At 47.3% G+C, this 12,395-nt stretch carries 11 protein-coding genes; 8 read left to right on the forward strand and 3 right to left on the reverse strand.

The window, feature by feature from the left end; genetic code table 11:
* Positions 1–40 precede the first annotated feature (40 nt).
* From HMPREF0868_RS05745 to HMPREF0868_RS05775, 7 genes are all read left to right on the forward strand, one after another.
* A complete protein-coding gene (locus HMPREF0868_RS05745) occupies positions 41–964 on the forward strand; it encodes a MurR/RpiR family transcriptional regulator (RefSeq protein WP_012993777.1) in 924 nt (307 codons plus the stop codon).
* Between the two features lie 163 nt (positions 965–1,127).
* Positions 1,128–2,474 carry an extracellular solute-binding protein gene (locus HMPREF0868_RS05750; RefSeq protein ID WP_012993778.1) on the forward strand — a complete coding sequence of 449 codons (1,347 nt, stop codon included), beginning with the start codon at positions 1,128–1,130 and terminating at the stop codon, positions 2,472–2,474.
* A gap of 133 nt (positions 2,475–2,607) precedes the next feature.
* The gene (locus tag HMPREF0868_RS05755; protein WP_012993779.1) at positions 2,608–3,516 is read left to right on the forward strand and encodes a carbohydrate ABC transporter permease; all 909 of its coding nucleotides are present in this window, start codon (positions 2,608–2,610) and stop codon (positions 3,514–3,516) included.
* A 9-nt stretch (positions 3,517–3,525) separates the two neighbouring features.
* Complete coding sequence (locus HMPREF0868_RS05760; RefSeq protein ID WP_012993780.1) at positions 3,526–4,356, forward strand: carbohydrate ABC transporter permease; 831 nt, start codon at positions 3,526–3,528, stop codon at positions 4,354–4,356.
* A 139-nt stretch (positions 4,357–4,495) separates the two neighbouring features.
* Positions 4,496–5,404, forward strand: a complete 909-nt coding sequence (locus tag HMPREF0868_RS05765) for a dihydrodipicolinate synthase family protein (RefSeq protein ID WP_034573877.1) — start codon at positions 4,496–4,498, stop codon at positions 5,402–5,404.
* Positions 5,405–5,416: 12 nt separating this feature from the next.
* On the forward strand, positions 5,417–6,547 hold the full coding sequence (gene nagA / locus HMPREF0868_RS05770; RefSeq protein WP_012993782.1) for an N-acetylglucosamine-6-phosphate deacetylase: 1,131 nt from the start codon (positions 5,417–5,419) through the stop codon (positions 6,545–6,547).
* Positions 6,548–6,712: 165 nt separating this feature from the next.
* Positions 6,713–7,831: an ABC transporter ATP-binding protein gene (locus tag HMPREF0868_RS05775; protein ID WP_012993783.1), complete on the forward strand. Its 1,119-nt coding sequence runs from the start codon at positions 6,713–6,715 to the stop codon at positions 7,829–7,831.
* A 231-nt stretch (positions 7,832–8,062) separates the two neighbouring features.
* Here the strand turns inward: HMPREF0868_RS05775 and thiD are convergent, their stop codons facing one another.
* On the reverse strand, positions 8,063–8,878 hold the full coding sequence (gene thiD / locus HMPREF0868_RS05780; protein WP_012993784.1) for a bifunctional hydroxymethylpyrimidine kinase/phosphomethylpyrimidine kinase: 816 nt from the start codon (positions 8,876–8,878) through the stop codon (positions 8,063–8,065).
* A gap of 29 nt (positions 8,879–8,907) precedes the next feature.
* Positions 8,908–9,591 carry a hypothetical protein gene (locus HMPREF0868_RS05785; protein ID WP_012993785.1) on the reverse strand — a complete coding sequence of 228 codons (684 nt, stop codon included), beginning with the start codon at positions 9,589–9,591 and terminating at the stop codon, positions 8,908–8,910.
* A 106-nt stretch (positions 9,592–9,697) separates the two neighbouring features.
* Here HMPREF0868_RS05785 and HMPREF0868_RS05790 point away from each other — a divergent pair, with 106 nt between their 5' ends.
* Positions 9,698–10,558 (forward strand): tRNA threonylcarbamoyladenosine dehydratase, encoded by an 861-nt coding sequence (locus tag HMPREF0868_RS05790; RefSeq protein WP_012993786.1) that lies wholly within the window; start codon positions 9,698–9,700, stop codon positions 10,556–10,558.
* A 79-nt stretch (positions 10,559–10,637) separates the two neighbouring features.
* On the opposite strand, the gene HMPREF0868_RS05795 is transcribed toward HMPREF0868_RS05790, so the two are convergent.
* Complete coding sequence (locus tag HMPREF0868_RS05795) at positions 10,638–12,380, reverse strand: PALP domain-containing protein (protein ID WP_012993787.1); 1,743 nt, start codon at positions 12,378–12,380, stop codon at positions 10,638–10,640.
* Between the last annotated feature and the right edge of the window lie 15 nt (positions 12,381–12,395).

Here is a 12,395-nt window from a genome sequence, read left to right on the forward strand (position 1 = left end):
TATATTTACATCGCTTTGTATCGTCTTATAAGGAGAATCCATGCTTGACAAAAATGCCACTGAAATCGGTCAAAGCAACGCCTGCACCGGTCGATCCATTGAAGCTAAAACCGAAAACAATAATGTTTTCAGTAAAATTATTCACCACTACTACCAACTCACGGCCGCCGAAAAAAAAGTGGCCGATTTTGTTATCAGTCAGCAGCTTAATACTCAGTTTATGTCAATATCCGAGTTGGCCGCCGCCAGTGAAGTAGCCGAAGCTACCGTCTCCCGGTTTTGCCGGCAAATCGGGTATAAAAGCTATAATGCTTTCAAACTGGCCATTGCCAATGCGGGCAGCCTTCCCTCCCGTCCCTATCCTCTGGCGGATGAAATTTTTCCCAAAGATGACCTCGAATTAATTGGAAACAAACTTCTGAAAGTTAATGAAACGGCTTTACAACAGACACTAAACCTCATTGATTTCAACGCCGTAACTGCAGCAGCGGATATTCTTTGCCGTTCTGAAAAGATTTTGTGCATGGGGCAAGGCGGCTCAATGATTATGGCGCAAGAGGCGGCTCATCTGTTCACCACTGCCCTGCCTGGATACTTTGCGATCGCTGACTCACATTTGCAGGCCATTGTCGCCACCCAACTGACTGCCAAAGACGCCGTTTTATATTTTTCTTATTCTGGCGCGACCCGTGACTTACTTGAAGTGCAGCCGATAGTACACAAATCTGCCGCTAAATTCATCCTAGTCACCCGATTTCCCTGCTCCCCCGGAGGAAAAGCGGCCGATGTTGTCCTGCAATGTGGCTCCAACGAAAATCCCTTGCAACTCGGCTCAATCGCTGCACGCATTGCGCAGCTTTTTGTCTTAGACATATTGTTTACAGAAGTTTGTCGCCGCGACGAAGAAAGCTGCCGCGTCCATCGCAAAAATATTGCCGATGCTTTAGCGGACAAACATGCCTGAAACGATTTTGAAAATTTTTACCATTTAGCAAGAAATCGTAAAAATTTTTTCCATTTTTTGTTGACAAAGACGAAACACTCTTATACAATTTAACCATAAAGCGTGCTATATGTGCGCATTGTTTACGACAAAATCAATAAACAATTAACGGGAGGATTGCAAGATGAATCACAAAAAGATAGTGGCGGCGTTGCTTACCGGAGCCATGGTTCTCGGTATGACAGCCTGCAACAAGCAGGAAACAGCGCCGGCAAGCGGCAAAACCGACGCTAAAGCGGCTGAAAAAAGCGAAAGTAAAGCGGCTGAAATAACCCTGTGGACATACCCCATCGGTGAGTGGAAAGACGCCAAAACCGTTGATGCTTTCATCGCTGAATTCAACAAAAAAGAGCCAAATATCAAGGTCAAAGTAGAGTACCTCGATTACAAATCCGGTGACGATAAAGTTACTGCCGCGCTCGAAGCAAAAACCGCTCCCGACATCATTTTAGAAGGTCCGGAACGCTTGGTAGCCAACTGGGGTGCCAAAGGTAAAATGGTCGACATTTCAGACTTGTGGACCGATGAAGTTAAGAAAGACATTGTCGCTACCAGCCAAGCTATAGTCGATGCCTGCCATACCAAAGATGGTAAATTCTACGAATACCCACTTTGCATGACCACCCACTGCATGGCCATCAACTATGATGTATTCGAAAAAGCTAACGCTTTGCAATATCTTGATCAAAAAACTCGCACTTGGACGACCGAAAACTTCCGCAAAGCAATGAAAGCCGTTGCCGAAAGCAAGCAAACCAAGTCCTCCGGTATCGTATATTGCGGCGGTCAGGGCGGTGACCAAGGTACTCGTGCCCTCGTTACCAACCTATACGGAGCCGAATTTACTGATAAAGATCACACCAAATACACCATCGATGGAGAAAAGGGAGTCAAAGGACTTCAACTCATCGCCGATATGGTCAAAGAAGGCAGCTTAAGCTATGATGCAGGAATCGCCGCCGCAGAAGAACTGCAGAAATTCGCCAATGGAACGACGGCCGTATCCTTCTGCTGGAACGCTTCCAATGCCGCACAATATGCCAAGCAAGTAAAATTCAAACCTTTTGCTATGGCTTTCCCGACCTCCATGGATAAGCCGCAATTAGCTGGCGGTATCTGGGGTTTCGGTATTTTCAACAATGGCGACGAAGCCAAAATAGCCGCGGCCAAGAAATTCATCAAATTTGTCTGTGATGACAAAGACCAAGCCAAAAAGAGCGTTTATGCCACCGGTTTCTTCCCAGCTCGTGCTTCATTGGGTGATATATACACCGGCACTGAAAAAGAAAAGAATGCTGAATTTTCAGTTATGATGCCTTACTTAGGCGATTATTACAACGTAACCGCCGGTTGGGCTGAACAACGCACCGCTTGGTGGAACATGCTCCAACAAATCTTCGGCGGCACTGATGTAAAGACTGCTGTAGATACCTATTCCAAAACAGCTAATAGAGCAGCTGCAACGAAATAATTGCTGAACAGCATAAATTAATTAACGCATCCGCTCTTCGCGAGCGGGTGCGTTCTTATTGCAACCGCAACCTGATTGCTATTGCATTATCAGCTTTACTACACGTATTTTTATCGAAAGAGAGGGAATAATCATGTCCACCGTCCCCAATCCGGGCGATCGCAGTCGTATTCTGGCACGCCGTGAAACAACTTCAGCCTACCTCTTCTTACTTCCCAGCTTAATATTTTTTGTCGGCTTCGTTGTCGTACCGATGCTAATTTGTCTGGTTTCAAGTGTTTTTAATTATACCGATACAGCATTCGAGTTTATCGGGTTCAATAATTATAAACGCTTGCTGAACGACCCGATATTTCATAAAGCTTTGCGCAATACAATTCTTATTGTCGTTGTCGCCGTTCCGGTCGTTACCATTTTTTCTTTGTGGGTCTCTTCCGCCATTTATCCGATGCGCGCTGCACTAAGATCATTTTTCCGCTGTATCTTTTATCTGCCGGTAGTCACCGGAAGTGTCGCCGTTACAGTTGTTTGGAAATGGATGTTTGATAAAGATAGCGGAATTTTCAACTACATATTGGTTCATCTAGGTCTCATCGACAAGGATATCAGCTGGCTCGGAGATGCTCATTTCGCTATATGGTGCATTATCCTGATCCTTTTCACAACTTCTATCGGTCAACCGATCGTGTTGTACGTTTCCGCGTTAGGTAACGTTGATCAGTCACTGATCGAAGCCGCCTCGGTCGACGGAGCAACAAAGCTGCAGGTTTTTTGGCGGATAAAATGGCCGCAAATTATGCCCACAACGCTATACATCGTTGTAATTACGACCATCAACAGTTTCCAATGTTTCGCTTTAATTCAGTTGTTGACTTCCGGTGGTCCGCAAGACTCGACCCAAACCATAATGTACTATATTTACTACAATGCGTTCAAACTGTTCCAATACGGGTACGGCAATGCCATGGGTATCATTTTGGCAATAATTATTGCCCTGTTCTCCGCCGTCCAATTTAAAGTTGCCGGCAAGGCTAATAGTTAGGAGGGTCTCATGTTAAAAGCAAAAAAAAGCAGTCCGTACTACGTAGTATCACTGATCATAATGTTCATTCTGGCCGTACTTTTCGCTTTCCCGCTGTATTGGATTCTCACCGGGTCTCTGAAGGACGCCGCGGCCATCAACGCCATTGATCCGGAGTGGTTCCCCAAGGCTCCGACATTGGACAACTATGTTCGCTTGTTTGAGCGTCCGGCCTTTCGCTGGCTGTTTAACACGGTATTAATGGCAGTTGCCGCGATGGGCTTGACTTGCGTCACCGCTTCCTTGGCCGGTTATGCATTGGCGAAAAAGCGTTTTAAGGGGCGGGTGTTCCTGTTTTCACTGATGGTTGCCGCCATGGCTTTGCCTAAACAGGTTATTTTGATTCCGCTTTTGAAAGAAATGGCCTTTCTCGGTATTCACGATAATTTGTTGGCCGTTATTTTGCCGACTGTCGGTTGGCCATTCGGGGTCTTCCTGATGAAGCAGTTTTCCGAAACCATCCCGACTGAGATGTTGGAAGCGGCACGAATTGACGGAGCCGGAGAATTACGTACTTTCAACAGTGTGGTAATGCCGATAATCAAGCCCGGCGTAGGAGCATTGGCCATTTTCACCTTTATCAACTCGTGGAATGACTATTTCCTGCAATTGCTCATGCTGAACAGCAATAACAATTTGACCATTTCCCTCGGTATCGCCAATCTGCAAGGTGAAATGGCCAGTGACTTCGGACTGATTATGGCCGGTGCCGCTTTGGCTGCCGTGCCGATTGTCACTATTTTCTTAATCTTCCAGAAATACTTCACTCAAGGTATTACTATGGGTGCGGTTAAAGGGTGAACGAGCCTTGCCGCTTCTTAAGGGTTAAGATACGACAACAAGTAATAGATCAGGTCGCCGCAACGGCCTACAGTGGCAGTCACTCGCTCAGTCTGATAAATTAACGTTACAGAGCTTTTAGCTCTAGAATAGGAGTTTCATTATGGATACGAAAAAATTTCAAGGGGTTTTCCCCGCCTTTTATGCTTGTTATGACGCTGACGGCGCAATAAGTCCCTCAGCTGTACGTGCGCTTACCGAATATTTGATAAGTAAACATGTTCAAGGCGTTTACGTCGGTGGTTCATCCGGTGAATGTATTTACCAAAGTGTTGCCGAACGTAAAACAGTCTTGGAGAACGTCGTTGCCGCGGCCGCCGGCAGGTTAGTGATCATTGCCCACGTCGCTTGCAACAATACAGCGGACAGCTGCGAACTTGCCGCCCATGCCGAAAGTTTGGGGGTAGATGCGATTGCCGCCATTCCACCGATTTATTTTCATTTGCCGGAACATGCCATTGCCCAATATTGGAATGATATTTCCGCCGCCGCCCCGCACACACCTTTCATCATTTACAACATCCCGCAACTGGCCGGCACCGCTCTGACTATGTCACTGTTGCGCGAGATGAAGAAAAACAAGAATGTTATCGGAGTGAAAAACTCTTCAATGCCGGTGCAAGATATCCAAATGTTCCATGACGAAGGATTGATCGTCTTTAACGGACCTGACGAACAGTTTATTTCCGGCCTGACTATCGGGGCTGTCGGCGGTATCGGCGGTACTTACGCTGCCATGCCGGAGCTGTTTCTCAAGGCGCGCACCGAATTGCTGCAAGGAAATATTGCCTTGGCCGCCGCGATCCAGAACGATATTTGTCGAATTATTTACAAACTTTGTTCCGGACACGGCAACATGTATGCCATTATCAAAGCTGTACTTCGTAAGCAGGGCGGTCCTGACATCGGCAGCGTAAGAAAGCCGTTGGCTCCGGCTGTTCCGGCCGACGAGGCAGTTATCGAGGCGTGCTGCACTATGATTAAAGAAGCTATAGAAAAATATTGTTAAGGAAGTGTATTTATGCTTTTAAAGAACGGTTTAAAATTTGATCCGGCATGCGGTTTCGTGCGGGCAGATGTCGCTTGGCAGGGTGAAAAAATCGCGACACCGCTGGCCTCAGATACAAATGTATATGATGTGTCAGGCTGCTACATAATCCCGGGACTTACCGATATTCATTTTCACGGCTGCCGCGGCGCAGATTTCTCGGACGGCGATGCCGCAGGCCTCGCAACAATAGCGGAATACGAGCTTAGCTGCGGAGTTACACAGATTTGCCCGACCGGTATGACTTTGGCGGCCGAACAGCTGAAAAAGATCTGCCGGACAGCTCGGGAGCATCGTGAAGCCAATCGCCCAGGTGCGACAATTGTCGGGATTAATTTAGAGGGGCCATTTCTCTCTCCCGCCAAAAAGGGTGCGCAGAACGCAGCTTGGCTGCAAGAACCTAATATAAGCTTGCTGCACGAGTTGGAAACCGTTTCCGGTCATCTGGTAAAACTGGTTTCAATTGCGCCGGAGCTACCCGGTGCAGTCGACTTTATCCGTGAAGCAGCCAAAACGGTAACCGTTTCCATAGCTCACACCATGGCCAACTATGAGCAAGCCTCAGCCGGTATGGAAGCAGGGGCAAAATCTCTTACCCATTTGTTCAATGCCATGCCGCCTTTAGCGCACCGCGATCCAGGCGTCATCGGGGCCGCACTCGATCATGCAGAAGTCCGTACGGAAATCATTTCGGACGGTATTCATGTACATCAATCGGCGATTCGGGCCGCTTTCAAGATGTTCGGAGCAGAAAGAATGATTTTAGTAAGTGACACCATGCGCGCCGCCGGCATGCCGGACGGAGATTACACTCTAGGTGGACAAGACGTAATCGTCAAGGGCAAATTAGCAACCTTAAAAGACGGGACAATCGCCGGCTCCGTAACTAATCTGATGGATTGCATGCGTACGGCAATAAGCTTCGGCATCAATCCGGCTGATGCAGTAAAAGCTGCAGCTGTCAATTCCGCCAAAACAGTCGGCATTTATGACCTTTATGGCAGCTTAGATTTGGGCAAAATGGCGAATATTGTCGTATTGAGCCCTGATTTTTCCGTGAAATCGGTAATTAAGCATGGTCAAATTGTCAAAGGTAGTTTATAATAAGAAAGAACAACAACCGCCCCTCTCCATAATCCGGGGCAACTCAAACAGGAGGTTCCGCACATCGGCGGTGCGACAATGTGGAGACGTGTCGTAAAGTCTGAGGGTTCGACCCCCTCAAGGCAAGGTAAATGAGCAGAGGCGAATTTATCACGATGGGTAGATATGGCAACTGTAACATTAAAGGATGTCAAAAAAATTTATGAGAACAAAGTAACTGCGGTACACGGTTTCAACTTGGACATTGCCGACAAAGAGTTCATCGTCCTAGTTGGCCCATCCGGTTGTGGTAAATCAACCACTTTACGAATGGTAGCCGGCTTGGAAGAAATCAGCGACGGCGAGCTGCTGATCGATGGCAAAAGAATGAACGAAGTTGAGCCAAAAGATCGAGATATCGCTATGGTGTTCCAAAGCTACGCTCTTTATCCGCACATGACCGTTTATGAAAACATGGCTTTCGCGCTTAAGTTGCGCAAAATGCCTAAGGCAGAAATTGATCAGCGAGTGCGTGAAGCTGCTAAGATTTTAGGAATTACCGAATACTTGGATCGCAAGCCGAAGCAACTGTCCGGTGGTCAACGTCAGCGTGTACCGATCGGACGGGCAATTGTCCGTGAACCTAAAGTATTCTTGATGGACGAGCCGTTGTCAAATTTGGACGCTAAATTACGTAACCAGATGCGTGCTGAGATTATTCAATTGCGCCATAGAATTAATACAACTTTCATCTATGTTACGCATGACCAGACCGAAGCCATGACCTTAGGCGATCGTATCGTAATCATGAAAGATGGTCACATCATGCAAATAGGTACGCCTCAGGAAGTATTTGAACATCCAGCCAATATTTTTGTCGCCGGGTTTATCGGCACACCGCAAATGAACTTCTTTGACGCCAAGGTTACCGGCAAAGATGATGATTATATGGTGCAAGTCGGCACTGCCAAAATCAAACTGACAGGTGAAACAGCCAAGAAGTTGGCGGCGCAAGGGATCACCTCTAAAGATGTTACATTGGGCATAAGACCTGAGCATATTGACTTTGTACATACACCCAGTGAAAACACATTGACTGGTAAGGTTGACGTGTCGGAAATGATGGGTAGTGAGTACCACCTGCACGTAACCGTAGATAAATACGACATCGTTTTACGTGTTCCGACCACCGATTTGCCGGTTGAATTCAAGGGCGGCGTGTCGTTCGGCACTGAAGTTTCCTTCACCTTCCGGCCGGAATCTATCCACCTGTTCGATCCGGAAACTGAAAAAAGCTTGCTGTAATTGCCTTTAGATGTAGATAGAACCTTAACGAAGGATGAGCGTATTAAGTCCTTTAGATTGATAGTCAATAAGTGATAATGAAGAAAGCCTGCCTCGTACGTATTGTACGGGGCAGGCTTTTTATCTATTTATCTTCCCTGGGCTTTCTTTTGTCACTTTTGTTTTATTATTTAGCCCTAATTTTTTGCTTCCTAATTTTTCGTTTTATCGGCTTATCGGCAGCAGCCTTGATTATCGGCAGCAACGTTGAGCCGGACGGAATACCGGGGAAACAAATTTATTATAAGCAAATCCATGTACCAATGCAGCATAGACGAAGTCTTTCGCCGCAGCAACCGCTTCTTTTTCGCTCTTACCCAAGGCAAGTCCAGCGGTAACAGCGGCCGCAAATGTACAACCGGCTCCATGGGTATGGGCCAAGGTTACTTTATCCATCTCCAGCAAGGTAAATTCCCGGCCATCATAAAAAACGTCTATTGCCTTATCTCCAGTCAACGTACGGCCGGCCTTGATGACTACTGTCTTCGCTCCCAACGCACAAATCTTGCGGGCTGCTTCCTTGATCTCTTCCAAAGTTTCAAGTTTTCCCATCTCCGACAAAGCCCCTGCTTCAAAGACGTTTGGGGTAACAACATCGGCAACCGGCAGGAGTTCAGCGCGTATAGCATCGGCTGTGCTCGGATTCAGCACCTCGTCGGTACCCTTACATACGAGAACCGGATCAATAACTACCTTGCCAATAGTGTGGCTGTCGATGGTTTTGCGTACCAAGCGCACAATTTCCGGAGTTCCGAGCATCCCAGTTTTCATAGCGTGCAGCGGCACATCAGAAGCGAAAACGGTGTCGAGTTGGCTTTGCACCAATTGAAGCGGCAAGTCTTGGACTTTATGCCCCCACGTGGCTGGATCCATACTAACGACCGTAGTCAAAGCGACTTGGCCGAAGATACCGAATTCCTCGAAAGTCGTTAAATCAGCGGCCATCCCCGCCCCGCCGCTAGCATCGCTGCCGGCAATTGTTAACGCGCGAATGATTTTGTTTTCCATAATACCCTCCTGAGACAATTATTTATTGTTTAGTTTGTTTTAAAACAGGCAAGGAGCCGAAGTGTCAGGTCATCTACCAAAGGAAGTTTGAGCTGTTTTCGCCAGATTGCAGCAACCGCTTGACCGGCAAACCCGAGGCCAGCTAAATTGCCAAGCAACGCACTTATACGTTTGGTTTGTGCGGCGACGATATCGGCTTGAATATTGTAAGATAATCTATTAGTTTTCGCAAGCAATGTCGGCGGCAAAGTTTTGATGTGCTCAAGCAGTTTCGCCACATATATGTTTTCAAAAAGTTCTGTTCCGGCGAGCAAAATCAAGTTCAGCATTGTCCACATCAAAGCGGCAGTCGCCATATAACGCAACAGTTCCGATTTTCTTTCATAAAAGATAATAAAAAAGCATGGAAACAGCATTAAAGGTTTCCCCCACCCGCTCAACCAAAAACCTCCCATAAGCAAAAGGGTGAAAAAGCTCAGCACTCTTTCATCAATTTTGCCATGTAAAATTTTAGTTCGTCGCGCTGCAAAGCAGCGAAAATATCGTCCGGCCGCGGCAGAAGGCAGATTCCGGGCATTTTTATCCGCAGCGTGAGTCGGATCCGGATTCTGACCATTTTTATCCGCAGTTTGATTCGGATCCTGAACGGTTTTATCAGAGGCGGCAGATGTCGTTAAGTTATCGCCATATTGTTCCGGAGGATGAATCTTCAAATTTTCGTCTCCTTCAGTTATACTATTCCCGGTTCGCGTCCTAGCCACTTTTAATTCTTGAGCCGGTCGCGATCCCTATTATTAATTTTAACCAATGGAGAATAGCATGACAATAGATAATCCAATTGCCAGTCCCACAGCAAGTCCCACAGCAAACCCCGTTGCAACTCCCACGGCAAATCCCACTGCAGCGGCTGCTAAATTCCACCCGCACAGCGGTCTTGGCGACAAAGGCGGCTCACCTTGCTGCGATACATCTGCTTGTAATTCGCAAGAACGCGCCGACAGCAGGACGGAGCGGCTAATCGGCCCAAACGCTTGCCGCAAGTTGACTCAAAGTAAAGTAGCTGTTTTCGGAGTTGGAGGCGTCGGAGGGATGGCCATGGAAGCATTGGCGCGCTCCGGTGTAGGTAATCTGATCTTAGTCGATGCCGACACGGTGGCTCTGTCCAATTTAAATCGACAGATTATCGCTACCGAAGCGACTTTGGGGCAGGCGAAAGTTGCGGTCGCACAGGCAAGGATAGCGCAAATAAACCCTCAGATTAACGTTGTAACCAGGCAAATTTTTATACGCCCCACAACCGAGCTGAACTTTATTGACGATGTAAACTTTGTTTTGGATTGTATAGATACGGTCAGTGCCAAAATACACTTAATTGAGTATTGTCTGGGAAATGGCATTCCGATTATCAGTGCCATGGGAGCCGGTAATCGCCTTGATCCAAGCAAAATGGGCATAAGTGACATCAGCAAAACTTACAACTGTCGGCTGGCTAAAGTCATGCGCACTGAACTGCGGCATCGCGGCATAAGGCATCTTCCGGTTGTGTTCAGCTCGGAGGTTCCTTTGCGCACCCCAGCGGTAGACGGCAAACGAATGCCACCGGCCTCAATGATATTTGTTCCGGCAACCGCCGGACTGCTGATGGCCAATTATGTACTGTCTGCTTTAATAAAAAATTAGTGTTGCAAGAGCAACGGACATGCTGCCCCGTTGAGCGTTAGAAAAGTTATACTGGCGTGTCGTTGTGTTGCTTCACCAGTTAATCGCAGCCGTGTCTGACAAATTCAAGCACCGCCGGCATGACCTGTTGTAGGGTCAATGAAACAGGCTCTTCACTGACGTCGAGCTTAGATGTCGGCTGAGACGTGGGCTTAGACATAGACTGAGACATAGCCGTCATATTATTAGCCTTGATATTGTCCACAGCGACAACATCAGTTTCATCCACCGTAGCCGTGGCCGCCACATTAGCCTTGGTGTTGTCGTTGTCCGCAGCGGTATTAGTATTAGTTTCGATCGCCGTAGCCGTCTCTGCAGTGGCCGCAACCGTTGCAGCAGGGGTAGCCGCATTGATTAAGCTCTCCAGTTGTTTCGGCAAATACACCCCTATTTCTTTTGCTAGATCACTGATCAGCTCGGTTTCAGGCACGGAAGCGGCCCCCTTACCCAATCCTAAAGCATTGGACATGACTTTAGGCGTTTTATACGGGCTTGTTGGCGAAACATACAGCACTTTCGCTTCATCTTTGGAACGTTGTTCGTATCGGCCATACACATTAAAGCCAACCGCCGTATGTGGGTCAACCGCAAAGTCGGTTCGATCATATACTTCCCTGATCGTGCGCATAATAGCATTGTCATCAGCAAAACCACCGACCATAACTGCCTGAATACGGCGCAATATATCCGTTTCCACCTGATATCCGCCGTCATTGCTTAACGCAAGCTCCCAAGCGTTGACTCGCTCATAGTTATGGCCGCTCAGCTCGAACAACAACCGCTCCATATTTTCCGGACGCAAAATATCCATGCTCGGCGCGATTGTATGCATCAATTTACGGTTGGCATCAAACTTGCCGCTGCTGAAAAAATCAGAAGTAACTTTATTTCGGTTGGAAGCACAGACCAAATGGCGAAACGGCACCCCCATTTGCCGCGCATACCATGCCGCCAGTAAATTGCTGAGATTACCACTCGGAACGACGACATTCAATTTGTCGTGCGCTGTAATTTCACCCGTGGCCAGCAGGTCAGCATAGGCTGAAACAAATACCGCCACCTGGGGTAAAAGCCGTCCCCAGCTCTTGGCGTTTACTGTTACGACTAACTTTCCCGCCTCCACTGCCGCTTGTCGGATTTCCTCCGACTGACATATCTTTTTGGTCAGAATTTGGATTTGATCAAAACCTGCGTTTACCGGGTGAATAAGAATATTTTTGCCACGGCCATCCAATAACTGTCGTCGTTGCACTTCATTTAAACCACGTTGGGGGTAGAGGATGAGTGCCTCAGTATGTGGAAAATCCTTTAAAGCGGCTGTAGCGGCAATTCCGGCATCACCGCATGTAGCATTGATAAAGCAGTAGCGACAATTTTTGCCCATGGAGGTAGCGGCCAAATTCAGCAGTTCAGGATATAGTTGTATCGCAATATCTTTATATGATCCGGTCGGTCCGTACCACATTTCGAGTAGGTATTCATGTTGCAAATACTTATTTAATCCTACCACGGAAACTACACGTTCAGAGGGAAATGCTTCCTTGTTAAAAGCTTTGCTTACGCACTCGCGCAATCTAGTCGGTGAAAAATCCGGCAAAAAATCGTGTAAAATGCGCACAACTCGTTCGTTAAAAGAAAGTGGTGCCAGCTCGGCCAAACCGGCTTCATCATAAAACGGTAAATATTCCGGTACTAATACCCCGCCATCCGGTAAAATGCCGTTGATTAAAACTTCGGCTGAACTTTCGGTACTGAAATCACTGCGTGTGCTGATATATCTCATCATCTGCTCCTATAA

Source organism: Mageeibacillus indolicus UPII9-5, from assembly GCF_000025225.2.
Taxonomy (GTDB): Bacteria; Bacillota; Clostridia; order Saccharofermentanales; family Fastidiosipilaceae; genus Mageeibacillus; species Mageeibacillus indolicus.

Excerpts from the sequence above, each read along its gene's own strand:
- HMPREF0868_RS05745 (WP_012993777.1), top strand. The coding sequence starts at position 41 with ATGCTTGACAAAAATGCCACTGAAATCGGTCAAAGCAACGCCTGCACC.
- HMPREF0868_RS05750 (WP_012993778.1), top strand. The coding sequence starts at position 1,128 with ATGAATCACAAAAAGATAGTGGCGGCGTTGCTTACCGGAGCCATGGTT.
- HMPREF0868_RS05755 (WP_012993779.1), top strand. The coding sequence starts at position 2,608 with ATGTCCACCGTCCCCAATCCGGGCGATCGCAGTCGTATTCTGGCACGC.
- HMPREF0868_RS05760 (WP_012993780.1), top strand. The coding sequence starts at position 3,526 with ATGTTAAAAGCAAAAAAAAGCAGTCCGTACTACGTAGTATCACTGATC.
- nagA (WP_012993782.1), top strand. The coding sequence starts at position 5,417 with ATGCTTTTAAAGAACGGTTTAAAATTTGATCCGGCATGCGGTTTCGTG.
- HMPREF0868_RS05775 (WP_012993783.1), top strand. The coding sequence starts at position 6,713 with ATGGCAACTGTAACATTAAAGGATGTCAAAAAAATTTATGAGAACAAA.
- thiD (WP_012993784.1), bottom strand. The coding sequence starts at position 8,878 with ATGGAAAACAAAATCATTCGCGCGTTAACAATTGCCGGCAGCGATGCT.
- HMPREF0868_RS05790 (WP_012993786.1), top strand. The coding sequence starts at position 9,698 with ATGACAATAGATAATCCAATTGCCAGTCCCACAGCAAGTCCCACAGCA.
- HMPREF0868_RS05795 (WP_012993787.1), bottom strand. The coding sequence starts at position 12,380 with ATGAGATATATCAGCACACGCAGTGATTTCAGTACCGAAAGTTCAGCC.